This window comes from Paenibacillus sp. FSL H8-0548 (assembly GCF_038630985.1).
In the GTDB taxonomy this organism is placed as follows: domain Bacteria; phylum Bacillota; class Bacilli; order Paenibacillales; family Paenibacillaceae; genus Pristimantibacillus.
In genome coordinates this window covers 3,829,201-3,854,086 of record NZ_CP152049.1, presented here as the reverse complement: position 1 = coordinate 3,854,086, position 24,886 = coordinate 3,829,201, and the positions used below count along the sequence as shown (strand labels likewise).

20 protein-coding genes are annotated in these 24,886 nt (G+C 43.4%); 16 read left to right on the top strand and 4 right to left on the bottom strand.

The annotated features are described in order from the left end of the window. The first annotated feature begins 9 nt into the window (after positions 1-9). The 8 genes from MHI37_RS16400 (at position 10) to MHI37_RS16365 (ending at position 12,910) form a co-directional block, all read left to right on the top strand. Complete coding sequence (locus MHI37_RS16400; protein ID WP_076334709.1) at positions 10-894, top strand: carbohydrate ABC transporter permease; 885 nt, start codon at positions 10-12, stop codon at positions 892-894. A 140-nt stretch (positions 895-1,034) separates the two neighbouring features. Then, entirely contained in the window at positions 1,035-2,627 is a 1,593-nt protein-coding gene (locus MHI37_RS16395; RefSeq protein WP_076334710.1) for an extracellular solute-binding protein, read from the top strand. Between the two features lie 210 nt (positions 2,628-2,837). Next, on the top strand, positions 2,838-5,135 hold the full coding sequence (locus MHI37_RS16390) for a helix-turn-helix domain-containing protein (RefSeq protein ID WP_076334847.1): 2,298 nt from the start codon (positions 2,838-2,840) through the stop codon (positions 5,133-5,135). Positions 5,136-5,294: 159 nt separating this feature from the next. After that, complete coding sequence (locus MHI37_RS16385; protein ID WP_076334711.1) at positions 5,295-7,883, top strand: hypothetical protein; 2,589 nt, start codon at positions 5,295-5,297, stop codon at positions 7,881-7,883. Further along, the gene (locus MHI37_RS16380; protein ID WP_076334712.1) at positions 7,880-8,548 is read left to right on the top strand and encodes a DUF1961 family protein; all 669 of its coding nucleotides are present in this window, start codon (positions 7,880-7,882) and stop codon (positions 8,546-8,548) included. The genes MHI37_RS16385 and MHI37_RS16380 overlap by 4 nt, the downstream gene beginning before the upstream one ends. 29 nt (positions 8,549-8,577) lie before the next feature. Next, complete coding sequence (locus MHI37_RS16375) at positions 8,578-9,378, top strand: polysaccharide deacetylase family protein (RefSeq protein WP_076334713.1); 801 nt, start codon at positions 8,578-8,580, stop codon at positions 9,376-9,378. A 49-nt stretch (positions 9,379-9,427) separates the two neighbouring features. Further along, on the top strand, positions 9,428-10,696 hold the full coding sequence (locus MHI37_RS16370) for an FG-GAP-like repeat-containing protein (protein ID WP_076334714.1): 1,269 nt from the start codon (positions 9,428-9,430) through the stop codon (positions 10,694-10,696). A gap of 24 nt (positions 10,697-10,720) precedes the next feature. Next, a complete protein-coding gene (locus tag MHI37_RS16365; protein ID WP_076334715.1) occupies positions 10,721-12,910 on the top strand; it encodes a glycoside hydrolase family 88 protein in 2,190 nt (729 codons plus the stop codon). Between the two features lie 59 nt (positions 12,911-12,969). Here the strand turns inward: MHI37_RS16365 and MHI37_RS16360 are convergent, their stop codons facing one another. Together MHI37_RS16360 and MHI37_RS16355 are read right to left on the bottom strand one after the other, a co-directional pair. Continuing rightward, a complete protein-coding gene (locus MHI37_RS16360) occupies positions 12,970-13,779 on the bottom strand; it encodes a hypothetical protein (RefSeq protein ID WP_076334716.1) in 810 nt (269 codons plus the stop codon). A gap of 99 nt (positions 13,780-13,878) precedes the next feature. Next, positions 13,879-14,718 (bottom strand): sugar phosphate isomerase/epimerase family protein, encoded by an 840-nt coding sequence (locus MHI37_RS16355; RefSeq protein ID WP_076334717.1) that lies wholly within the window; start codon positions 14,716-14,718, stop codon positions 13,879-13,881. Between the two features lie 221 nt (positions 14,719-14,939). Between MHI37_RS16355 and MHI37_RS16350 the strand changes: the two genes are divergently transcribed. The 4 genes from MHI37_RS16350 to MHI37_RS16335 all read left to right on the top strand — a co-directional run bounded on the left by MHI37_RS16350 (position 14,940) and on the right by MHI37_RS16335 (position 18,630). Then, positions 14,940-15,362 carry a GNAT family N-acetyltransferase gene (locus MHI37_RS16350; RefSeq protein WP_076334718.1) on the top strand — a complete coding sequence of 141 codons (423 nt, stop codon included), beginning with the start codon at positions 14,940-14,942 and terminating at the stop codon, positions 15,360-15,362. 159 nt (positions 15,363-15,521) lie between these two features. After that, positions 15,522-16,850: a cytochrome ubiquinol oxidase subunit I gene (locus MHI37_RS16345; RefSeq protein ID WP_076334719.1), complete on the top strand. Its 1,329-nt coding sequence runs from the start codon at positions 15,522-15,524 to the stop codon at positions 16,848-16,850. A gap of 12 nt (positions 16,851-16,862) precedes the next feature. Beyond that, entirely contained in the window at positions 16,863-17,876 is a 1,014-nt protein-coding gene (locus MHI37_RS16340; protein ID WP_076334720.1) for a cytochrome d ubiquinol oxidase subunit II, read from the top strand. A gap of 178 nt (positions 17,877-18,054) precedes the next feature. Continuing rightward, entirely contained in the window at positions 18,055-18,630 is a 576-nt protein-coding gene (locus tag MHI37_RS16335; protein WP_076334721.1) for a hypothetical protein, read from the top strand. A gap of 35 nt (positions 18,631-18,665) precedes the next feature. Here the strand turns inward: MHI37_RS16335 and MHI37_RS16330 are convergent, their stop codons facing one another. Then, entirely contained in the window at positions 18,666-19,466 is an 801-nt protein-coding gene (locus MHI37_RS16330) for an AraC family transcriptional regulator (RefSeq protein ID WP_076334722.1), read from the bottom strand. Positions 19,467-19,651: 185 nt separating this feature from the next. Here MHI37_RS16330 and MHI37_RS16325 point away from each other — a divergent pair, with 185 nt between their 5' ends. The 3 genes from MHI37_RS16325 to MHI37_RS16315 all read left to right on the top strand — a co-directional run bounded on the left by MHI37_RS16325 (position 19,652) and on the right by MHI37_RS16315 (position 22,740). After that, positions 19,652-20,656, top strand: a complete 1,005-nt coding sequence (locus MHI37_RS16325; protein WP_076334723.1) for an aldo/keto reductase — start codon at positions 19,652-19,654, stop codon at positions 20,654-20,656. Between the two features lie 353 nt (positions 20,657-21,009). Further along, positions 21,010-21,360, top strand: coding sequence for a zinc ribbon domain-containing protein (locus MHI37_RS16320; protein WP_083676022.1), 351 nt, complete (start codon positions 21,010-21,012; stop codon positions 21,358-21,360). Positions 21,361-22,056: 696 nt separating this feature from the next. Then, positions 22,057-22,740 carry a YjjG family noncanonical pyrimidine nucleotidase gene (locus tag MHI37_RS16315; protein ID WP_076334724.1) on the top strand — a complete coding sequence of 228 codons (684 nt, stop codon included), beginning with the start codon at positions 22,057-22,059 and terminating at the stop codon, positions 22,738-22,740. Positions 22,741-22,789: 49 nt separating this feature from the next. Here the strand turns inward: MHI37_RS16315 and MHI37_RS16310 are convergent, their stop codons facing one another. Beyond that, positions 22,790-23,980, bottom strand: a complete 1,191-nt coding sequence (locus MHI37_RS16310) for an ROK family protein (RefSeq protein WP_076334725.1) — start codon at positions 23,978-23,980, stop codon at positions 22,790-22,792. Between the two features lie 235 nt (positions 23,981-24,215). Between MHI37_RS16310 and MHI37_RS16305 the strand changes: the two genes are divergently transcribed. After that, on the top strand, positions 24,216-24,863 hold the full coding sequence (locus tag MHI37_RS16305) for a GntR family transcriptional regulator (RefSeq protein ID WP_076334726.1): 648 nt from the start codon (positions 24,216-24,218) through the stop codon (positions 24,861-24,863). Positions 24,864-24,886: the final 23 nt, after the last annotated feature.

Here is a 24,886-nt window from a genome sequence, read left to right as displayed (position 1 = left end):
GATTAAAGCATGGCAAAAACATATAAATCAGTTCCTGGAACGTTATTCGATGTTACAAACTATATCCTCTTGTCTGTGTGTGCCCTTACAGCCATCCTCCCGTTCATTTTCGTCATATCAGGGTCCTTCGCGACGGATGCAGAGCTAACCAAGAGAACGGTATTCCTCATTCCGGAAACATTCTCACTAGCCGCGTATAAGTTCATCTTCTCAACGGACACCATCATAAAAGCAATTGGCGTATCGATGTTTGTTACGGTATTCGGTACGATAGTCAATTTGTTCTTTACGGTTACGATGGCCTATCCGTTAGCGCGCCGCGCTCTAAAAGGGCGTAACACAGTATTGAATCTAGTTATTTTCTCCATGCTATTCGGCGGCGGAATGATTCCAACGTATTTGGTTATCAGAGAGCTTCATTTACTTGATAATTATGGAGCACTTATACTGCCGGGAGCGATCAGTGCATTCAATCTCATTATCGTCAAAAACTTTTTCCAGGAAATTCCTGCGGAGATAGAAGAATCAGCGAAAATTGATGGGTGTAATGATATGGGAATTTTATGGAAAATTGTACTCCCTCTTTCAATGCCTGTACTCGCAACCTTTACGCTATTTTACGCGGTAGGGCATTGGAATGATTTCTTCTCCGCCTTGCTTTACATTAATACACCTGAGAAATGGCCGCTTCAAGTATTACTCAGGCAGATCGTATTGTTGTCACAAGCAGCGGCTGGTGACCTCAGTGCTATGGACGCGACTTACGTGCAGCCGCCTGACCAATCGATTAAGATGGCTGTTATTGTGGTCGGAACGATACCGATATTGTTGGTATATCCATTTTTACAGAAGCATTTTGCTAAGGGTGTCATGCTTGGTTCAGTAAAAGGCTAGCTAGTTATTCGTTATTAAGAAGTAAATATCTACTGCCCGAACAATGATTTCTAGGCACTAGAACCCTAGCATCTTAAAAGTCGGCGAACGAGCGGCAGTAGATTTACGATATAATACAATTGATTAGGGGAGGTTCATTCATGAAAAGAAATAACAAAAAGGTGAAAAAATTAGCTTCGTTGGTGTTGATCGGGACGATTACGGCAACAACACTTATCGGATGTTCACAGACAAACAACGGCAATAACACACCGAAAAATGTGGTTGCAAATGGGGCAGAGACTAACGGAACAAAGGTTCAAGATCCACTCAAAATTAATATCATGTTACCTATTTTCAAAACGAATTATCCAAAGGACAATAGTCCAGTAGCAGCTGAAATCGAAAAAATCACCAATACGGATATTCACTTTGAATGGGTGCCAAATGCTTCTTATGCAGACAAATTTAATATAACACTCGCTTCAACCAAGCTTCCAACCATTATGTATATAGGCGATGTGAAATCTCCAAGCTTTGTTAATGCGGTCAAATCCGGCGCTTTCTGGGAAGTCGGTCCTTATTTGAAGGATTATAAAAATCTTAGTGAAGCGAATCCTGTTACACTGAACAACTCGTCCATTGATGGTAAAAACTACGGTCTTTACCGTGCTCGTGCACTTGGACGGAACGGTGTGCAGCTTCGCAAGGATTGGCTGGAACAATTGAACTTGGAGCTGCCACAGACAGTAGACGAGTTCTATGAGATGTTGAAGGCGTTTAAAGAACAGGATCCGGACAATAACGGCAAGGCTGATACTTACGGCATGGTCTTGGTCAAATGGACAGGGCAATGGGCTAGCGGCTTCGACACAATCAAATTATGGTTTGGTTCACCGAATAAATGGGGCGATGTAGACGGTCAATTAGTACCAGAACATCAAACAGCTGAATATTTTGAAGCGTTGACATTTATGAAAAAACTGTATGATGAAAAATTGATTAATCAAGACTTCGCTATTTATGATTCTGCTAAATGGGTTGATCCGATCGTAAATAATCAAGCCGGTGTTATCGTTGATGTTATTGACGGTGCTGCTCGTGTAGATGATAAAATTCACGCCGCTCTTGCGGCAGCAGGAACAGATCAGCCTGATGTTCACTTCATGGATGTTATCGGAGGTGTGAAGGGTGCTGACGGCAAGCTTCACACGCTGCCGACATCTGGTTTTGCAGGTATACTGGCTATACCAAAATCAGCTGTTAAGACAGAAGATGAGCTTAAGCGTGTGCTTGCTTTCCTCGATCAATTAAGCGAGCCGGAAATGCAAACGATGCTGAACTACGGCCTCGAAGGCGTACACTATACGCTGGATGAAAACGATGCAGTAGTGATTAGTAAAGATACGGTTCTGATGGAGTCGGAGGTAGAAGGGATCAACCAAATGGGGACGTATAGTCCAGTGCCTTTCTCGCATCTAGTTCAGCAAACACCACTTCGCTTGAAGCAGACAGAGCTGCAGATTGAGAACGAGGCATTTATTGTTGCTAATCCGGCAGAGCCGTTTATTTCTAAAGTGTACACTGAGAAAGGCGCACAGTTGGATAACATTATCAATGATGCGCGCATTAAATACATTGTTGGTCAAATAGACGAAGCTGCCTTCAAAGACGCCTTGGCGTTATGGAGAAAGAGCGGCGGAGATGATTTGATTAAAGAAATGAATGAACTCTACGCAGCAAGCAAGAAGTAAGGATAAACAGGTAAAAAACAGAGTCCGAAGTCGGGCTCTGTTTTCGCTGTTTCTACTAACAGTTAAATAATTCCTTGTTTAATGATCGTTATCCATATATTCTAATTAAATGAATTGTATGCGTTAACATCTTGAACATCTAATATGAATCTGGTTGGTGAGAATATGATTAGGACTATGAAAACGGTAATTTTAAACAGAAAAAATAGCATGACCAGCAGTAAAGGAAGGTTTTATCGAAAGGCGCTAATTACTTTCCTGATTGTAGCCAGTATTCCTGGTCTCATTACAGGTGGACTTGTTTATTGGATAACGGGGGGAAGATTAGACAGCGAGCTGCTCAAGCTGCATAACAATCAAATCGAACAAAGAGCGCAAAACATTGATGAACAACTAGAAAATTTAGAACTCATGTTATCCCATTGGGCATTTGACTCGAAATTTGATTATAGCTTGCAGAATCCGAATTTCAATCGAAACTTCGAGGATGCTCGTGATATTACACAGACGTTGTTAGTTATGCAGGGCTCCAATACGATGAACAAGCTTGTTGCGCTGTATCTCACAGGTGATCAGCCGCTCCTCTTCGACCCGGAATATGGGACTGTTTCGACTAAAGAAACGATCGATTTATATGATGGACTGCTGCAATCCGATTATGTAACCTTTTGGACTCAAATGGCATTTGATCCCACGCGACCGTCCTCTACGAATTTGACGCTAGTTCATCAAATACCAGGAGGCAGTCTGAATCCTTTCGGAGCTTTGCTTATTCGTCTTGATAACGAGAAGGTCAGCCAAATGCTGCAGACGATGACTCCTTATGAGGGAGGAGAAACATTTCTGCTGCAGGATAATAACAAGTTATATGCGTCCGCTGAAGGACATGACATTGATTCTCCATTTGTAGTCGCATTAAGAGAACAAATAGCGTCACGAACAACAGAGAAAGGATCCTTTTTTTTTAATTGGGATGAGACGAATTATACCGTATCGTATGGAAAATTCTCGAGAATAGCAGATAACTGGACCTATGTTTCTGCTTCGCCGATATCGAGTATAACTCAGCCTGTCGTTTTTGTATCAAAAATCATTCTTGTAGTCAGTTCTAGCGCATTGCTGTTGGCTGCGATACTTGCATGGCTTGCTTCACGAAGCATGTACGTGCCAGTAAGACGGTTGATGAACGTCTTGCTGCCAGAGAAAACGGCTGCTGAAAAAAATGAAGACGAATTCTCATTAATGGAGCGGCAATGGAAAAATATACATAGAGAAAGCACAGAGCTGCACAGCAAACTATCGGAACAGCTTCCTTATGTGAAGGAAAGCTTTCTTCATCAACTGCTTCAAGGCTATATGTATTCACATTCGGAAATCGAATTATTGCGTATGATGGAACGTTACAAATGGCAGGTGAGTAATCATCGCTTTATCGTGCTGTACGTCCAATTAACGGGGATTGCCAGCCTAGAGGGCAAGTTCAAGGATGGGGACGAAGGCTTGGTCACGTTCGCTGCTGTCAATATGATTGATGAGCTCGCATCTGTGCACTTTGATCAAAGTAATACGATTAACTTTCATGACCTTGCAGCCGGCCTTCTTATGATTGTACCGAAGGATCGATCGTACGTGCAGGAGCTGCAGGCGTTCGGTGAAGAGCTCACTCATGCGGTCAATCGGATATTGAAATTACGGATAACTATCGCTATTAGTCGAGCAGTTGATTCGATAACTGACATATCATTAGCCTTTGAAGGCGCGAAGCATGCAGCTAATTATCGCAATTTTGAAAATGAGAACCAGATCATCGATATGGAACAGTTAAACATCGGCGGCGACGAGACTACGGAGCAAGCATTCCCATTCACACTGGAGCGTGAGTTTATTCAGGCATTGCAAACCGGTCAAGAGGCGGATGCCTATCGACTCTTGGATGCTTTTCTAAACGCACTTTCTTGCAAAGGAGCCAAAGCAATTGATGTTCAACAGGGGATGCTGCATTTGTTAGGCAGTGTTCAACATGCCATCCTGATATCTGGCATTCAACCAAACCGACTGTTCAAGGGTGCTAATCTCTACGAACAGCTTTCACAAATTCGCGAGCCTAGACTCATTTTAGAATGGTTCCAAATGAGGGTGACAGCACCGTTCTTAAAAGAACTGATCGGACGTTCTGATAGTCAAGTAAAGAGGCTTATCGAACAGGCGATGATTTATTTACAACAGCATTATATGCAGGATATTTCACTGGACAGTTGTTCGGATCATATCGGAACCAATCCTTTCTTCTTAAGCAAATCATTCAAACAAGTGACAGGCAAAAATTTTATTGATTATTTAACAGGAATTCGAATGGATAAAGCAAAGGAATTACTGCGAGAATCCGTTCTGAAAATTAACGATGTCGCTGAGCAAGTTGGTTATCAGCATAGCTATTTCAACCGTATCTTTAAGAAGCAGGAAGGGATGACACCAAGTCAATACCGCGAGCATAGCCAAGCCAATTAACAGAAGTCAATAAAGTCCAAAGTCTGTGAAAATGTACTAGATTCGCCAGGCGGCCAATCAAGAAAATCTAATTGCCCGCAAATAGACACCGCGTTACTCTATGTCTGTACTACAGTTTTGCTATGCAAAACCTAAACGTATACGAGGGGGATAAGCGGTATGACTTCAGAAACATCTGTCAAATTACGTTGGTTAAAGGAACCTGCGGGTATGCCGGTTGGAACGACTTGGGGTATTCCATGGAAGGAAGGAGAGCTTTCTCGGGAAGAGCCTCTCGTACTGCAAAGGATGGATAATGGGGAATGCCTGCCCGTTCAAAGCTGGCCGACTGCTTACTGGCCTGATGGCTCTGTTAAGTGGTCTGCACACGCGTCTGTTGTCACTAATGAACCTGACGTAAACTATAGGATTACTAAAGGGAAAACCGTTCCTTCGAGCAATAAAGTGACTGTTCTTGAATTGGACGACCGTATCATTCTTGATACAGGAGTGATAAAATGTCATCTCTCCAAACAAGGCGATAAGCTGATCCACAGCATTGTCCGTGATGGCACCCAGATCTGTGATGGTGGAGAGCTGGTCTGTATAAAGGAAAGTTCAAGTATCGTTTCAGGAGTGCGAACGATTCGTGAAGAATCGTTTGGCTTCCGTATACATAAAGCTGTCGTGGAGCAGTCTGGTCCAGTCCGGGCTGTTGTAAAGATTGAAGGCAAGCATCGTTCGGAATCGGGAACGAGGCAATGGCTGCCAATTACGCTTCGATTGTACGTCTATGCCGGTATGGAGACAATTCGAATGATCCATTCGTTTCATTTCGATGGTAATCCCAATGAGGACTTCATTAAAGGTTTAGGGATTGCTTTTTCCATACCGATGCGAGGCCCCTTATATAACCGACATGTTCGGTTTGCAGGAGACAGCGGGTTCTTTAGTGAATCGCCTAAGACGCTCCATACCCGCCGTACACAGGGAAAATACCGCGAGTTATACGAGCGCCAAACAAGTGGCGAAGAAGTTAACTTTGATCTAGAGAAGGATAGTTATTTTCTTGGTTTGCTCGATGATTCAGCCGTATGGGATGATTTCAAGCTCGTCCAGCATTCCTCCGAGCATTACCGGATTACGAAACGTACAAGCGAGCCATGTGTGTGGCTGAAAGCAGGGGAAGGAAGAAGAGCTGGGGGAGTAGGCTATGCAGGCAGTGAAGGAGGAGGCTTAGCTGCTGCCCTCCATCATTTTTGGGAAAAGCATCCGTCCGGCTTGCAAATTCAAGGAACCACTTCGAAAGCTGCAGTATTTACGATTTGGTTCTGGTCTCCTGACAGTGAGCCGATGGATCTCCGTCATTATGATACGAAGACGCATGTTGATTCTTCCTATGAAGGAGCAGATGAGCTTAGAGCCACGCCTTATGGCGTCGCTAATACGAATGAAGTAACGCTGTGGTGCACCTCATCGACACCAAGTCCATCTGTTCTGGAACAGATGCGGGAACAATGTGAGTCGCCTTCCTTGCTGGTATGTGAACCGGAATATTATTACGATACTCGAGCATTCGGGTTATGGAGCCTGCCAGACAGAAGTACGCCGGCTAAAGCTCATTTGGAAGATCAGCTTGATGGAATCGTGACCTTCTACCAAGCAGAGGTCGAACAGCGTAAATGGTACGGATTTTGGGATTTCGGTGATTTCATGCATAGTTACGATCCGGTACGACATGTGTGGAATTATGACTTAGGCGGCTGTGCTTGGCAAAATGCAGAGCTCGTGCCAAACATGTGGCTTTGGATCAGTTTCCTTAGGTCCGGACGAGAGGATCTATTTCGCTTAGCCGAAGCAATGACAAGGCATACAAGTGAAGTAGACGTCTATCATTTCGGTGAATATGCAGGACTTGGCTCACGCCACAATGTGGTCCATTGGGGCTGCGGCTGTAAGGAAGCGCGAATAGCGATGGCTGGGCTGCATCGCTATTACTATTATTTAACTGCGGATGAGCGGATCGGAGATCTGATGGATGCGGTAAAGGATGCAGATTATGCGACAGTTAATCTAGATCCGATGCGCGCGTATTTTCCGAAAGATGAGCATCCGACACATATTCGCATTGGACCTGATTGGGCTGCGTTCAGTTCGAACTGGATGTCGAGATGGGAACGATTCGAGGACACTTTCTATCGTGACAAAATCAAGGTTGGAATAGACAGCGTGAAGGGTACCAAGTATCGTCTCCTAGCTGGTCCAACTTACGGTTATGATCCGACTACCGGCAAGCTGACTTCGCTTGGGGTTGACAACTGGGGCCGCCATCTCATGATTTGTATGGGAGCGCCGCAGGTATGGTTCGAGCTGTCCGCTATGCTGAAAGACGCAGAGTGGGATGAGATGATGGCTGAATTTGGTGTTTACTATAATATGCCGCAGGAAGAGAAAGATCTCATTACGAACGGAGAGATCCTTCACAGCAGTTTCCATCATCCGGTCCTCAGTGTTGCTATCGTTGCTTTCGGTGCTTATTACCGTAAAGATGAAGCCGCTGCTCGTCGTGCATGGGATATTCTATTCGTTAATCCGTTCGCAAAGGTAAACCTTCAAGATGATGCGGTAGACGTTACTTACGTAGACAGCTTGAAAGAGATTGATTGGATCAACACCAATGAAGCAGCGCAGTGGTCTTTAAATACGATAATCAGTCTGGATTTAATTGCAGATTGGATGCCGCATCACAAAGAGGAAGAGAACAGATGATTCCACGAGAATGGAAGCAGCTCTATCATAATCCGCTTGCGTCAACAGAGGATGCTGCCGATTTCCGGTTGGAAGGAGAGGCAGCCATTACGTTTCCGATGCAGCGGATGAGGCTGGAGAGCACTAGAAATCCGAGTGACGGTCAACAGGCGAACTTTGTACTATGGTGTCCGGAGCAATTTCCCGCTGACCTTGCTGTGTCATGGGAGTTTCGGCCGATTAGGGAGCCGGGCCTTGCCATATTATTTTTCGCAGCTAACGGTGTGGACGACAAGGAATTATTTGATCCTGGTTTTCTTCCACGTACAGGCGAGTATGAGCAATATCATCATGGAGAGATGAATGCGTTCCACCTATCTTATTATCGTAGAAGATGGCCGGCAGAACGTGAGTTTCACACTTGTAATTTGCGTAAAAGTTATGGATTCCACCTCGTTTCCCAAGCCGCAGATCCCTTGCCGTCAGTAAATGATTGTACGGATCACTATCGGATGCTGCTTGTGAAGCAAGGAAATCGAATTCATTTCTCAATTAATGAGCTGCCTGTTCTGTCTTGGGTAGATGACGGTGTGACGTTCGGACCTCTATTAGGTGCAGGGAAAATAGGTTTTAGACAAATGGCGCCGTTTATTGCGGAATATGCTAATTTGCGGGTATATGGATAATTGACCAATCTGAAGGGGGCAACCAGCAGATGCCGAAAATAGTTGTGTGTTTTCCGCAAGGCAGGCACAAAGCGCTGACGATGAGCTATGACGACGGAACTCTATCAGACAAAAGACTTGTAGAACTATTTAATCGTACGGGAATAAAAGGTGCTTTCCATATAAATTCAGGGCTCTTTGGAACGGAAAATCGCTTGACGGAGGAGGAGGCTTCCACGCTCTATGAGGGTCATGAGGTATCCGCACATACATTGACTCACCCAACAATCGCCCGCAGTCCGAGAGAACAGATTGTCTATGAAATTATGGAGGATCGCAAGCGGTTGGAGCAAATGGCCGGTTACACCGTAAGGGGCATGTCTTATCCGAATGGCTCTTTTAATCAGGAGATCAAAGAAATGCTGCCCTATCTAGGTATTGAATATGCGAGAGTTGTACAGACAACAGGCGGGTTCGGGATGCCTGACGATTGGCATGAGTGGAAAGCGACCTGTCATCATAATAAGCAATTGATGGAGCACGCGAAGACGTTTGTCGAGCTTCATAAATCACAATATTTGTACCTTATGTATGTATGGGGCCATAGTTATGAATTTGATCATGATAACAATTGGGAGCTTATTGAACAATTTTGTGAATATGTCGGTGGACAGGATAACATTTGGTTTGCGACCAACCTGCAAATCGTAGATTATATGAACGCTTATAAGCAGCTCAAGTTTTCGGCGGCATGTGATTTTGTTTATAATTCTACTGCACTTAGCATCTGGCTTAATGTGGACGGAAATAGTGTTGAAGTACCAAGCGGCAGTCAGGTCAAGCTTGTCTAAGTTGTTGTTAAGCAGTTGATGGGAAGCACAACTATGAGGAGGTTTTTATATGGATCAAAACATATATTCGGCTATTCAACTTGGTGAGGTAGATATAAGCTCAGCAGGACCGCGTTGCAAAATGCTGCTAGGAGATTTGAATGGCGACGGGCGCATGGAAATGTTGTGCGTTCAGCCGGATAATCGACAAGATGTTCGGTACATTCCTCATCAGGTACAGTGCTTGACAGCATTTGATCTGCAGGGAAATTTGTTATGGCAGACCGGAACTCCGGATCCAGAAGCCGGAAGTCAGGGGTCTGATTATCCTGCCCAAATCTATGACATTGATGGAGACGGACAATTAGAGGTGCTTTGTGTGATGGATAGCCGTTTCTATATTCTTGACGGGGCGACCGGGCAGACCAAAGCTGCCTATGATCTTCCCGATCCGCATGCGCATGACTGTATCATTATCGCTAATTTAACCGGCGGAGCTTATGCCTCTGATCTCATTCTGAAGGATCGCTATCATAAAATGTGGGCGCTAGATCGAAACTTTAATCTGCTTTGGACACATGAAGGAAACCCGGGGCATTTTCCTTGGGTGTATGACCTAGATGGCGACGGCAAGGATGAGGTCATGGCGGGTTACGATTTGCTGAATAGTAAAGGAGAGCTTCAATGGAGCTGCTCAGATCTGGACGATCACGCTGATTGCATTTGGGTTGGGGATGTAAACGGTGATGGTGAACCGGAGCTAGTCATTGGCGGCAGCGTCACAGTTATGTATGATCGACATGGTCTTGAACTATGGCGCTATGACGGTTCTATCGAATCGCAGCATATCGCGCTAGGCAAGTTCCGCCTTGATCTGCCAGGTCTGCAGATTGCAGGTTTAGACCGTATGGTTCGTGAAGATGACGGAAAAGGATTAAAAGGCAAAGATGCCTTATTTCTACTTGATTCAGAAGGTCGAGAGTTATGGAAGGAAGAGCGTAAGACAGATGGCTGGCTAACAATCGCTGAAACCGTGCAAAATTGGGACGAGAGCGGACAAGATTATATTTTGGCCTATCGCCGGGGCGGAGGGGTATATCCTGCTCTATACGATGGTTATATGAACATAGCGGCAGAGTTCAAGGCAAGCGGGTACGCCGTTCATGCGGATCTATTCGGAAGTGGACTAGAGCAAGTGATCATCTATAACGATCTTTCTGCTGTTATTTATTCAGGCAAACCTATTAATCTAGCAGACAGCCCTTCAGGGAGGCCATTAGCACAACCAAAACGTTTATATAGTTCGACCTTATACCCAGGCGGGCAAATTACGGTTTAATGGGAAGCGAGGAAATCAGAACATATGAGCATATTACCTTATTATGAGGAGCAGGAATCCATCTCCGGAAGTGATGAAAGTATTCTTGAGACTGTAGCGGGCCGATTCATAGGGGCCCATCCGAAGCGCCTTCCCGTATATCGAACGTATGACAGAAGGGGCTTTAAGCGCGGTGAGGATTACCTATATCATATGAATCTTGTAGAGAGATTGCCAGAGCTGACGGATGGACAATTCGTATATGTATGGAGCAAACTCTGGAGTGATCAAGAGTCGGATAGTCCATTTCTTATCAGCTGCCTCTCTCCAGCCAAAGTCTATGTGAATGATAGTCTACAGTTTACATCGAATTTGAATGATGACGTTTTTCCTGATCGGAAAAATTATTTCCGTGCCAAACTGCGCAAAGGCTGGAATGATCTCGTATTAGAATTTGTGGCAACTGGAACAGGCTGTGGCGGAAGATTCGGAACAGGCAGTATAAAAGGGTTTCCGATGCATGTTCTGGCTCCGGGAGGAGATGGGCAGGAAGGCTGGATTTATAGCGAACCGCAAAATCATGCACGTGCAGTCCTTCCATATGGAGAGGATCTGGTTGCTGATCCATTCCGTTGGTATCCGTCTATGGATTGGACGCCGATGGAAAAGGAGCAAGGCATCTTCAGACGCCTGTTCGGTAGGACCAGTGACATGGCAGCATTTGCTTGGTCCAAGCTAGCTAATTCTAGTCCCTATTCCCAAAGTGTAACATTAGCTCTGCAATATCATGGGGCCAGCATCATATATTTGAATGGTCATTCCATCTATGAAACAGAAGGGAATAAAGGATCAGCAGAGTTTACCATGCAGCTTCCATTCGGCAGCCATGATCTTGTGCTGCGATCCACGAATTCCGATTCCGATCAAGACTGGGGATTTGAACTTGAAGTAAAACAACCGTTGAATGGCAGCGTTAAGCTGGATAAACCTTATCCCGTTGAGGGTTTGAGTGATTGCTGGCTCTATCTAGGGCCGTTCCATACTAATCAAACACCTAATGCAGGTGAAATTACAAGGGTTGACCGCATATTTGGACAAGGAACAGAAAAAACCTTCTGGCAAGTGGACAAACCAGAGGTTTGGGTAAGGCCGTATTTGGAAAATGGGATGTATGGCAAGTGGAACTATCCACTTGGAGTCACACTGTATGGTTTATTGAAAACAGGTTTAGAATTGTCAAATCCATACTATTCGAAATATGCGGCAGACCATATTGAACAATGTACTCGTATGGATGAATACTGCATGTGGGACAGCAATCAATATGGTTCACCTGGTTTAAATCATCAATTGACGTTAATTGACAGCTTAGACGACTGTGGTTCCTTCGGAGCAACGATGCTGGAAGCCGATAAAGCTTTTCATTTGAACGGTGTTGATGATGTGGCAAAGCGTATTGCTTCGTATATTACTGAGGTACAGGATAGACGGTCTGATGGTGCGCTATTCAGGACTAGAGGTACAACTGATTTCATGAAGGATACGATGTGGTGCGACGATTTGTATATGAGTACCCCTTTCTTAAGTAAATATTACGAACGAACGGGAGATCCCGCTTATTTGGACGATGCGGCTGCACAATTTTTACACTATAAAGAAAGATTATTTATGCCGGATCTGCAAATTATGCACCATGTTTATGATTACAAATTCGATAAGCCAAATGGTGTGGCGTGGGGACGAGGCAATGGCTGGGTACTGTTCTCGTTGACTGAATTGCTTGCGGTTATGCCTGAGGAACATCCGTTATATCCGCAGATTTTAGCATTTTTCCGTGAGCTTTGTTCGGGATATATCCGGCTGCAGGGACAATATGGTTTATGGCATCAGGTGTTGACTGATCCGGAATCATATGAGGAAGCATCTTGTACGTCGATGTTCATCTATGCATTTGTTCGCGGGGTGCGTTACGGATGGTTATCGGATATCGAGTCTTATACAACATCCGTCCTGAAAGGGTGGGAGGGGCTGGTCAGCCGCTGCATCGATAAGAATGGTAATGTGTACGGTGTATGCAGAGGATCTGGTTATTCCTACTCCGCTTACTATTATAAAGATGAGTTAAGTTGGCAACTAAATGATACACATGGTATTGGAATCGTTTTGCTCGCAGGTATTGAAATACTTAAGCTGCGCAAGCATCTTATAGAGACAAATAACCGACTTGCTGAGTAATATCCGCTGAATAAAAAAAACGGTTGACTGATACTCAAAGTATCAATCAACCGTTTTTTTTATTCATTCGCAGCAGCAGCTAGCACAAGCTGACGTCTTTCTTCACGTTCTTCCGGCAGCATTCGTGGGCAGGTATAGCATTTCTGACCATTAACACGGCATTCATACATACAGCAGGAGGAGTGGAGCGCTACCATGCCGTCAGGCGGTGACCAAGGATCAGCAATATAACGCGGTTTATGAACAAAAGGATTGCGTCTGCGATTAAAGGCATTCGCAGGAAGCCCAATAATGATGTCGAGATCGCTCTGAAAGCGATCTAAAAATGATTGATCATCAGCAATATACTTGAACACATAGTCACGAACAGCATGAATGTGACCCCCGACCTGATTCCAAATCATTGCTGATTTTACATCGGCACTATCGGCAACAGCCTCCACAATCGCATTAATTTCATCACTAAAGAAGGACTGAAAAGCATGCTCGAGAAAGCTCTTGCGCTCAGCTTCATCTTGAGGAAGTTCAGTCCAGCGCAGCTCATTTATTTTAAATCCAAGATGCGCATGATCGTCATGTGACTCCAGCTGGTACGTGAGATTATGTAATGATAAATCCAAAAAACGGTTATATTTAGCGGTGAAGAAGAGATTCGTAATGCAAAGATTGAAAAAAGACATGCCGACGAAAGAAGTCGCAAGCTGCATCCCGATGGCATTAACCATTTCTCCAGCCTTTAGCAGTGTAGCACGAGAAATCTCCGGATTAAGAAAGTCTACTGCTGGTAACTCATATAAAGGATGAGCTGCTCCGTTTGGAGATATATGAAAAAAGGTTTCTATCAGTGTAAAATCCATATCCTGTGCCATTAGCGGTCCCCTCGAATCTATTCAAATAGTTTACTTTTAGAGTATATGATCAAACGATAACGATTATCATTTTCTTAACTCTATAAGTATAGGAGGACACTAGCCCGCTGTCAATATATATGGCTCAACGATCGCTTTAACTCTTGCAAGTCCTTCCCACATGTCCCCAGGACCGTCGTAAATAAGTACATAAGCGCCAGAAAAGCCAACATGCTGAACCTTCTGCAAATAAGAAATGAGCTCCGCTTCATCGGGAAAACCTTCTGAATCATAGGAGGGCTTAACATGTACCGAGACACTGAAAGGAATGGTCGAACCGATCTGTTCTATTTTTTCTGGACTATAATAATTACCAAAATCAGTAATGAACCCAACGGAATCACCAGCCTGTGAAAGCAGTTTTAGGCTGCTTGCTGCCGTTGAGGTTAAAGCTTTGAAATTTTCTGTTATCACTCGCACGCTCTTGGCAGCTGCATAATTTGCGAGCTCCGCGAGGGAAGCTGCCGAGAGCTGAATCGCTTCCTCATCGGAAGGAGGTGCTTCTCCAGCAATGACTCGAATTTGTTTTGCACCGCAGTGCGAGGCAATATCAATCCATTTTTTGATAAATGAGAGGTCAGCTTTTCTTTGAACAGCATCATTAGCTGTAAGATTGCCATAATCGAGAAGCAAGGTATCGAACCGGACATCTGACGCTTGGAAGGAGCTGCGCAGCTGCTCTAAATAAGCTGAATCAGTCGTTGGAAAATGAAAATGGCATACTTCAATGGCTTGATAGCCTCTAGCTGCTGCTTCAGCAGGCAGCTCAAGCAAGGTATGGATCTGCGGCTGCTCCTGTTCTCGAACCGTATGTTCTCCTGTTTCAGTATTCCAAGCGGTTAGACGAAGAGGGCCTAATAACCGGTGTAAGCTCCATGTACTAATAGATAGGTATGACATAATGTATCCCGCCTCTTAAATGTGATGGATTTACTTATGAATAGCATAGCATTTCATTAGCGAAAAGAAACATCCTGTTTTGGCGTATAGTTCCTCTCGTTAGTTATTTTAGAGAGTATTTTCTAAACGCTTTTGCATCCTTGCACACTAGTATTATAATATGGAGTAAAGCGTATCATTTTATTGAAAATAGAGAGTATGGATGGGATGGTTGACGAGAGATGGAAACGAAACGAATTACGACAGAAGAGCAATTAGAGGAAGCATACCGTATTCGGAAAGCCGTCTTTGTAAAGGAGCAGGGCGTACCAGAGGAAGCTGAACTCGATGAGTACGATGATGTCGCTGATCATGTGCTCGTATATTTTGAGAATGAAGCTGTTGGAACTGGCCGAGTTAGAATCGTAGATGATATGGCTAAGCTGGAGCGTATTTGCGTACTTTCAACACATCGCAAGCATCGTTTGGGTCAAGCGATTATGGAGGAGCTTGAGGCTATTGCTATCGAGAAGGGCGTAGCGAAAGCAAAGCTGCACGGACAGGTACAAGCGGCTCCATTTTATGAAAAACAAGGCTATGAGATAGCTTCAACTGTTTTTATGGAAGAAGACATTCCTCATGTTAAGATGATTAAAGATTTATAGCATTAATTATTTTTTCAGTATCCCCATCTTCGTTCAGATGGGGATTTTTTGGCGTTTTCTAGCTGCTTTACTCTCTTGTATACTTTTTGGAATTGAAAGGAATATTAATCTAAGAAATTAACGGAAATATCCAATATTGTGTATACAGGAGGAAATAAGTTGAGTGCTTTGAATTGGAGCCGCGCATTGACGGAAATGACACTTGCGTTTCATATCTTGTTCGCAACAGTAGGGGTTGGCATACCAATCTTCATCTCCATCGCCGAATGGATAGGAATAAGAAAAAAAGATTCTCATTATACGCTAATGGCACGACGTTGGACACGCGGTTTTGTCATTACCGTTGCTGTTGGTGTGGTTACCGGGACATGTATCGGTCTTCAGCTTAGCCTATTATGGCCAGAGTTTATGCGTTTTGCGGGCAACGTGATCAGTTTACCGCTCTTTTTGGAAACCTTCGCATTTTTCTTTGAAGCCATTTTTCTTGGGATCTATTTGTATACATGGAACCGTTTCTCGAACCCATACTTTCACTGGTTGTTGTCCCTTCCAATTGTCATAGGTTCATCTGCTTCCGCATTGTTTATTACGATGGTTAATGCTTTTATGAATACACCACAGGGCTTTACTTTAGAAGGTGGCAAGTTGACAAATCTTGATCCGCTCGCCGCTATGTTCAATCCTGCGACACCTTCAAAAGTGGCACATGTCTTATCTTCCGCTTACTTAACAGCAGCTTTTCTACTTGCCATGCTTGCCGCATTTTCCATTCTGAGAGGACGAAAGAACGATTACTATAAAAAGTCCATTCGCCTCAATATGATGGTCGGGCTTATTCTTGCAGCGGCGACGATCGGGATTGGCGATCTTTCCGCCGTATTTTTAGCGGAGCAGCAGCCAGAAAAGCTTGCAGCGGCAGAATGGCACTTCGAAACCAGCGATCAAGCTTCCCTTATTGTTGGAGGTCGATTGAATCCGGAGACGAACGAGATCACAGGAGCGATCAAAATTCCATGGGCGCTTAGCCTTCTTGCAACACATGATCCAAAAGGTACGGTTGTCGGGTTAAATGAATTTCCAAAGGACGAGTGGCCTCCGTTATATGTACACTATCTGTTTGATTCCATGGTTGGGATTGGCTTTTACTTGCTTGCCATTCCTATTATTTTTCTTGTAATGAACCGAATGAAACGATGGAATGCCTACAATCGCTGGCTGCTTCTTGGCATCATTGCAGGTGGCCCCTTATCCTTGCTTGCTATAGAATTAGGCTGGTTTTATGCGGAAGTAGGGAGACAACCATGGATTTTAAGAGGATATATGCGCGTGTCTGATGCAGCGACAACAAATCCAGATGTTAGCATCACCTTCTGGATGTTTGCAGCTTTATACCTGTTGCTTGGCATTCTTTGCTTGTATGTGCTGGGCCGTTTGTTCCGTAACAAACCGGCGGAACTTGAGCTTGAAGAACGCAAAATAATTTTGTAGGAGGGCATCGGAATGTCGCTTGAACAGCTTGGTATCACTGTGCTTTGGATATTTCTATATGGCTATTTAATTGTTGCTTCCATTGATTTCGGTGCGGGCTTCTACGCTTATTACGGTAAGGTTATTGGGATAGACACGATTATTGCTCCAGTGATCTCTAGATATTTATCACCTGTTTGGGAAGTTACGAATGTTTTTTTTGTATTCTTTTTCGTCGGTATTGTCGGTTTTTTCCCGGATACTGCCTATTATTATGGAACTGCTTTACTTATCCCTGGGAGCATTGCACTTATTTTGCTCGCTATCCGGGGTTCTTTCTACGCATTTGCCAACTACGGCGCTAAGAAAAGCAATCTTTATCTTATCGCCTATGGGATAACGGGGCTGCTTATACCGGCATCTCTATCCACAGTATTTACGATTTCGGAGGGAGGTTTTTTGTCTGTTCGTGACAACGCCGTTACACTGCTGATGGGAGAGTTGTTTTTTAGCGCCTATTCTTGGGCAGTCGTCCTTCTTGCTGTATCGAGCGTTCTATTTATCAGCTCTACTTTTCTTAGCTATTATGCAGACCGTGCGAAAGACATAAAGGCACTCGAAAGACTTCGATCTTTTGCTTTGTGGGGTGGCATACCTACGATTATTTCCAGCCTTTTTGTCTTCATCGCGCTGCGTAATCATAATCTGGAGCATTTTCAAAATACGCTTAAGGTATGGTGGATGTTTATCCTTTCCTTAATCAGCTTTGGTATTGCTGTTTGGCTTGTATGGCGTCGACAGAACTATGGCACAGCATTTGTCATGGTGATGCTGCAGTTTGCCTTTGCTTTTTTCGGATACGGGATTTCTCATCTTCCTTATTTACTCTATCCTTATTTGACCATATCCAGCAGCGTAACTAATCCGGTAATGGGGCGTGCGTTAGTCATAGCTTTTATAGCAGGACTTGTACTGTTGATTCCTTCGCTTGTGCTGCTGCTTAGATTATTTTTATTTAATGCGAAGTATGTGAAGGGAGAAACGTAATGAATATCTTCGATCGTCAAGATAAATGGCTGATGCGTCTATGTTTCGGAATCGCTGTTTTGATGTTAATATCTGCGCTGCGTTATGTGTTTTAAACCTACAAAAAAGCAGATGAGCAACATTAGGTGAATCGCCCTCGTTATGGATATAAGCGATAAAAAACAGGGGGATATACAAAATGAAAAAAGGTATGCATTTGATTTTGCTAGTGTGCTTAACGGTGAGCATGATGATCATATTAAGGCCTTCTCATGTTTATGCTTGTTCTTGTGCCGAGCGTTTAACGGTAGAAGCTCAATTAAGTCGATCTGATGCTGTATTTGCCGGAAGAGTTTTGGAAGTCAAAAATAATCGACAGTCAAACGGAAGCATGACGAAAAGCGCACGCTTTGAAGTAAGCCAGACCTGGAAAGGCAGCGATGATTCACAAATCATTGTTCATACGGGACAAGGCGGCGGCGATTGCGGCATCCATTTTGAAGAAGGTCAGGAGTACTTCGTTTATGCTCACCCATCTACGATGTACGGTGATAAAGAACTGCTCGTAACGATCATATGCGATAGAACGGCTAAACTATCTGAGGCGAATGAAGATTTAGCTATACTAGGTGAAGGGAAAGCCCCAACAAATCAAGTTGATCTTGAAGAAGAACAAAACAAAGATTCGGCTCTAATTGTATGGTTGAGCATAACTGGTGTTCTACTGATTGGTATGATCGTTTGGTTTGTTTGGTTAAAGCGGAAAAAACAATGAAGCAGATACACGGAATGTACCTGCTTTATAAGCTTCTAAACTAATTTTGTTCGATAGTAGGAAGGGGAGATCCCTTTCACTTTTTTGAACATTTTCGAGAAGAGCAGCGGGTCCTTATACCCGACTGAATGGGAAATATCCGAGATCGTAAGCTGTTGGTTATAGAGTAAATCACATGCTCTATCCATACGATAATGAAGCAAATACATTTGCGGTGAAAGCTCTACGGACTCCTTAAACAAAGAGGATAAGTAGATTCGATCGATTCCAATTAAGCTTGCCAGCTCGTTAATACTAATCTTGTTATAATAATTTGTTTTGATATATTCAATTGCTTTCCGTACGTAAACTTCTTTTGCTTTTGGCAAATAGCCCATCTGATGAGGAGCCGTCAACATATCAATCCATTCTGCAAATAAACGGTACAGAATGCTGTGAATAATAAGCTCACTATTTTTCATTGTTTTATGGGCATCCGTCAGCTGTTCCAACCAAGGATCAAACCAGCTTGCAGGCGCAAACCCAAAATGAGGGTTAGCTTTATTGAGCTGCACTTGTGCAAGCAGTTGTTCGACATAGTCGCCTTGAAAGGCGATCCAGGAATAGACCCATGGTTCTTGTTGATCTGCTTTCATTTGGCAAATCGTATTCGGAAATACCATAAAGCCTTGCCCTTTTTGGAGTGTATACGTTATACCGTTGATTTGATAGGTGCCTTTACCCTCGTGGATGAACAAAATTTTATAATGATCCTTAACGCCTGGCCCCCAAGTATAGCCAGGCTCACAATATTGCTTCCCGTGATAATGATAGATAAGATCATAGCGTTCACACATATGCATTCAACTCCTGCTCACATTCCTTTGATATATTACATTATGACATATAATACTTACTTGCGGACATTCCTTTTTACAGCGAAATTGAACTATACTTTGGGAGCAGTCATGAAAAGGAATATTCATTAAGACATCGATCTGATGCAGTCATCAACTAATTGAACAAAGGGGAATGCGACAATATGCCATACATTGCTGATCAATCACGTTATTCAGATATGCTGTATAAACGCTCAGGCAAGAGCGGACTTAAGGTGCCAGCTATATCATTAGGACTTTGGCAAAACTTTGGCGGCAATCAACCGCTCGAAAATTCTCGTGCTATGATTTTAAAGGCGTTTGATCTCGGAATTAATCATTTCGATCTTGCGAACAACTATGGACCGCCTGCCGGCTCTGCTGAGGAAACATTTGGAGCCGTATATAAGAAGGACCTGGTGCCATACCGCGATGAGCTGCTTATTTCGACTAAGGCTGGCTATTACATGTGGGAAGGACCATATGGAGAATGGGGCTCTCGCAAAAACTTGCTATCTAGCCTAGATCGCAGCCTTACTCGTATGGGACTTGATTATGTTGACATTTTCTATTCGCACCGTCCAGATCCAGAAACACCGCTTGAGGAAACGATGGGTGCACTTGATCACGCTGTGAGACAAGGCAAAGCACTTTATGTCGGCTTATCCAATTATAGTGCGGAGCAGACAAAGGAAGCTGTGAAAATATTGAAACAGCTTGGGACACCTTGTCTCATTCATCAGCCTAATTATTCGATGCTGAATCGTTGGATTGAGGACGGCCTTCAAGATGTACTAGAGGAGAACGGTGTGGGCTCGATTGCCTATTGTCCGCTTGGCAGAGGTCAGCTAACGAATAAATATGTAGATAAAATTGTAGCGGAATCGAAAGCTTCTTCAAGTACTATGAAGCCGGAGGCTATCGCAGCAGAGCGTGTCCAAAAGTTTCAAGCACTTGTGATGCTAGCGGCAAGAAGAGGTCAAACATTATCTCAGATGGCCTTGTCATGGGTACTTCGCGAGGGTGGAGTAACCTCTGCGCTTATCGGTGTAAGCCGTGTCAGTCAAATTGAGGAGAATGTTAAGGCGCTTGAAGGTGCTCCTTTATCTGCTGAAGAATTAAAAGAGATCGATGCTATTGTAAACAATATTGGAAATCATCCGTGGTAAGTAACTTTTGTCATTAAGTTTAAGTCCCAACCATACATATGGTAATGGGAGACGTTCAATGAACTAGTTAGAACGAGAGGGGAAGCCGCGTCGAAGGAGCATTACCTTTAGCTGGGAGGGATTGATATGAGTATCGAAGTGCTCATTCAACTGCTCGTGCTTATTGTAATGATCATCGATATGGCTAACAGATCCAACGATTCTTAATCCATAAAGACAAAACATCCATTGGGTGTTTTGTCTTTTTTTTGGCTCGAACACTTGTATCCAAAAGGGAAATCACAGTTGAATAGAGAATGATCTAATAAACAGGTTTGAATTATAAATTGAAAGTATGGAGAGGGAGGCTGCTTATGATAGAATGTCCTTGGTGCAATAATCAGGTTATATTGGAACACAATGTTTGTCCGGTATGCAATCATGAAGTGTTAGATGAGCATTTGGTTTCACCCGAGTTTAATGCCGATCTCGTTCTTGATGAAGCAGAAAGCGTTTTGGATGAGTTCGATTTGGAATCGACGATCACCAATGAATTTAGCTGTTCCAAATGCAAGCATGATGAATGTGACATCAATGAAGTCGCTATGACTGGAACCGGCCTTAGCAAAGTACTTAATGTACAATACCAGCATTATTTATTCGTCTCCTGCATGCGGTGCGGATTTGTGGAAATTTATGATCCATCGATTTTAAGATCTAGATAAGTTGAACTAAACAAATACGTTTTGGTCGCTGCGCGAGAAGAACGTTCTTACGATCGCTGTTGCAGCCAGATTCTTTGATTTTCTAAGACCTTTAAAGGTAAGAATAAGGCTGCAAAGGCGAACACTTCGTTTCTCCAGAACGATCTTCTCGCTTCGCTAAATCTTCATTTTTTAAAAAAATACAGGAATGAAACGCGCAGCGTCGCCAAAGGACGACGACAGCCGTTTCACCTTGGTCCAAATTATATCGTTTAAGGAGAAGCAGCCTAGACTGTACTTTGTACAATAGAAACCTCACATGAGAGCTATTTCAGATGGCTACATTGTAATTATGCAGCAGAATGAGCTCCAAACCTACGGATATTGCCTTATACTAGAGAGTCTATTGCACAAACTACAGTGTACGTATCGAGTCAGGCAAGTAACGTCAATTACGTTGTACAAACTACAGCGTAGCCTCGTCCTATAGCGCTATTTCTTAAACGAACTAACCCAACTATATCAGTTGAACCAAGGAAATCGGCGGTGTCCTTGACTGCTTTTCCCTTGAGATATAAATATAAAGCTTGATAACGTTCATACCTGCCTGTTCGAGTTATTTGCTTTCTTATTCGGCATGCAGGATGTTATTTCCTTACCATAGGTTTCTAAAACTTTAGTTCAACTTATATAGCTAAGAAGCAGGAGGATACTCAAGTGAAATACGAGGTTGTTTTATTTGATGCAGATGATACTTTATTTGATTATTCCCTAGCGGAGGCGCATGCGCTGAAGAGCGTGTTTTTGGAGCATCAATTTGAGCTCATGCAGTCACATATTGACCTGTATCGAATCGTTAATCAGCAGCTATGGCATGATTATGAGAAGGGATCAGTTACACTCGATTTTTTACGTCATGAGCGCTTCAGAAAGCTTTTTTCAGAAATACAGCTTGAATTAGATGCGGTTAGCTTTAGCGAGCGTTATGTGGATTATTTAGGGGAAGGCTCCTTTCTTATTGAAGGTGCAGATGAGCTTATTTCTAAGGTGCTTCATAACGGTCATCGCATCGCCATTATTACAAACGGTATTAAAAGGACGCAATTAAATAGAATTGGCAGGTCTAGTCTTGCACATAGCTTTGAGCATATTATTATTTCGGAGGATACAGGATTTTCAAAGCCTCATATAGGCATTTTTGATTATGCTTTCGATAAGCTTAACATGATGGATAAAGCGAAGGTACTCATTGTAGGGGATTCGTTAACCTCCGATATCCAAGGCGGTATGAATTATGGCATAGATACCTGTTGGTTCAACCCTAGAAGAAAACCGAATGAAACATCAGTAAAGCCAACATATGAGATCCAGCAATTGAGTGAGCTTCTTCAGCTATTATAGAAAAAGAAGAACGATGCGAGCGCGAGCTAGCGCATCGTTCTTCTTTTTTTTAACTAAGTTCCCAATCTTGCAGAAGCATAATAGCAGCCCCCGCAGTAACCGCATCCTCTGTGAGCTGACCTTGTGAAAATTTCGGTTCATATGCGGGGGAGTAATAGATGTTGCTCTTAGCCACCTGTATAACAGTCTCATAGATCGTCTTGTGTACATTAACAAGCGGTCCACCTAATATTATCGCTTCGGGATGCAAAATATTTATAAGATTAGCAATGCCGATTCCGAGATATGTGGCCGTTTGTAAAAACTGCTCGGTAACGAGTGCATCCTTCTGAAGAAAAGCTCTCCGAAGCGCATCAAATTGAATTTCCTCGGGCGGAATGTCAGAGAGCGAACTTGTCCGGCCAAGCTTTAACTGTGAACGAATTTTTTTCTCCAGTGCGGGAATAGAGACTAATGCTTCCAATGCTCCGTAATTACCTTCATCACCGAGTCTTGGCCCATCTGTTTGTATAATCATCTGGCCGAAGGAGCCCTCCATGTCTACAGCCCCGCGTACGATTTGACCGCTAGAAATCATTGAGGTCCGCAAACCCACGCCGGCATGCATGTACACCATATGGTTGACTTCTTCATTACGCAGCGCCCAGTGCTCTCCAATAATGGCTGTGTTCGCACCATTATCAAGCAGCGCTGGCAATCCGAGTCTCTGCTCCAGCCAATCACAGATCGGAACATTGCTCCAGCCTTTGGCAGGGAAATTGCGAGGCTGGAGCATGATTCCTTCCTCACGGCTTAAAGGTCCGACGGCTCCGATTCCAATCCCAATCACTTTCTCACGATCGATTTGGCAGTCACTCATCATAGTTTCAGCTAGAATCGTTATCTTGTTCAACAATCTCTCAGGTGTCATTTGATCATCCATTTGCCATCTCTCGAATGCTAACGGCTTTAAGTTCAAATCGTAAAGGCCGATAGACGAGGTGAAGCGGGAAATCTCAAGACCAAAGACTGCACGATGCTCCGGATTAACTCGATATAAAATGGGCTTGCGGCCGCCAGTTGAGCGTCCGAGCTCAGAGGCAAGGAGCAGCCCATCATTGAGCAGTTCCTCTAGCAATCTCGATAAGCTTGTGCTCGTAATTGTTAATCGTGCCATTAAATCAACTTTGGAAACTAAGCCATTACGAATAATAAAATCGAAAACTTGTTTTTTTATTGTGGGGTGCTTCACATTCATCATCTATTCTCCATTTGTCCAAGTAGTTGCATCGGATATAATTTCTCTCTATTATATGCTCTTGTTGTAGGCATGACTAGTTAAGTGCTATAAAAAAATGAGAAGTGTGATAAATCGATCAAAATATTTGATAGCATTCGACTATTAAATAGGGTTGTATTGGTCACAATGAAGCACTATAATAAAAGAAGGAGCAGATTATCGATAATCGATAATGTCAAACAGAGAGGTGAAGTTTATGTACGGAGATGCTACTTTTGCACCTGTTAATTCAATAAGTGAGCATGTATATACCATAATCAAGAAAGAAATTCTTGCTGGTGATCTGCAGCCAGGAGCAAGATTGCTTGTGCTTGAAATCGCTAAAAAATTCAATATTAGTCAAGCTCCGGTACGTGAAGCAATGGAAAGACTAAAATCCGCAGGCTTTATTACAGGAATACCGAACAAAGGCTCTGTTGTCGCTGATATCACTTCAAAGGAAATTAAAGATATTTTTGAGCTTAGAGAAATTATTGAAGGCTTCGCGGTAAGGAAATCTATGCAAACGCTTACCGAAAGTGATTTTACATACTTAGAAAATATTATTAATGAAATGAATGCCGCTCATGAGCAAAATGATATTTTGAATATTTTAGAATTAGATATGGAGTTTCATGGTTTTTTCTACCGCCGCTGTGATAATCATATGATTCTTGAGCTATGGCATCAAATGCAAAATAAAGTAATGCGGTTCATGGCTATTTCCAATCGGCATTTCTCAACAGAGGGGCTCGCTGACTGGCATCTTCGTTTAATTGAAGTATTGCGTTCCGGTAATGTTGCTCTGAGTGAACAAACGTTTATCGAGCATATGCATTCTTATAAAACGATACATCTTGGTTAAAATCAAGCATCTCGCAAGTCAAC

Bases quoted from the DNA above. Each gene is read 5' to 3' on its own strand.
- MHI37_RS16400 (WP_076334709.1), top strand. From the start codon at position 10: ATGGCAAAAACATATAAATCAGTTCCTGGAACGTTATTCGATGTTACA.
- MHI37_RS16395 (WP_076334710.1), top strand. From the start codon at position 1,035: ATGAAAAGAAATAACAAAAAGGTGAAAAAATTAGCTTCGTTGGTGTTG.
- MHI37_RS16390 (WP_076334847.1), top strand. From the start codon at position 2,838: ATGACCAGCAGTAAAGGAAGGTTTTATCGAAAGGCGCTAATTACTTTC.
- MHI37_RS16385 (WP_076334711.1), top strand. From the start codon at position 5,295: ATGACTTCAGAAACATCTGTCAAATTACGTTGGTTAAAGGAACCTGCG.
- MHI37_RS16380 (WP_076334712.1), top strand. From the start codon at position 7,880: ATGATTCCACGAGAATGGAAGCAGCTCTATCATAATCCGCTTGCGTCA.
- MHI37_RS16375 (WP_076334713.1), top strand. From the start codon at position 8,578: ATGCCGAAAATAGTTGTGTGTTTTCCGCAAGGCAGGCACAAAGCGCTG.
- MHI37_RS16370 (WP_076334714.1), top strand. From the start codon at position 9,428: ATGGATCAAAACATATATTCGGCTATTCAACTTGGTGAGGTAGATATA.
- MHI37_RS16365 (WP_076334715.1), top strand. From the start codon at position 10,721: ATGAGCATATTACCTTATTATGAGGAGCAGGAATCCATCTCCGGAAGT.
- MHI37_RS16360 (WP_076334716.1), bottom strand. From the start codon at position 13,779: ATGGCACAGGATATGGATTTTACACTGATAGAAACCTTTTTTCATATA.
- MHI37_RS16355 (WP_076334717.1), bottom strand. From the start codon at position 14,718: ATGTCATACCTATCTATTAGTACATGGAGCTTACACCGGTTATTAGGC.
- MHI37_RS16350 (WP_076334718.1), top strand. From the start codon at position 14,940: ATGGAAACGAAACGAATTACGACAGAAGAGCAATTAGAGGAAGCATAC.
- MHI37_RS16340 (WP_076334720.1), top strand. From the start codon at position 16,863: ATGTCGCTTGAACAGCTTGGTATCACTGTGCTTTGGATATTTCTATAT.
- MHI37_RS16335 (WP_076334721.1), top strand. From the start codon at position 18,055: ATGAAAAAAGGTATGCATTTGATTTTGCTAGTGTGCTTAACGGTGAGC.
- MHI37_RS16330 (WP_076334722.1), bottom strand. From the start codon at position 19,466: ATGTGTGAACGCTATGATCTTATCTATCATTATCACGGGAAGCAATAT.
- MHI37_RS16325 (WP_076334723.1), top strand. From the start codon at position 19,652: ATGCCATACATTGCTGATCAATCACGTTATTCAGATATGCTGTATAAA.
- MHI37_RS16320 (WP_083676022.1), top strand. From the start codon at position 21,010: ATGATAGAATGTCCTTGGTGCAATAATCAGGTTATATTGGAACACAAT.
- MHI37_RS16310 (WP_076334725.1), bottom strand. From the start codon at position 23,980: ATGATGAATGTGAAGCACCCCACAATAAAAAAACAAGTTTTCGATTTT.
- MHI37_RS16305 (WP_076334726.1), top strand. From the start codon at position 24,216: ATGTACGGAGATGCTACTTTTGCACCTGTTAATTCAATAAGTGAGCAT.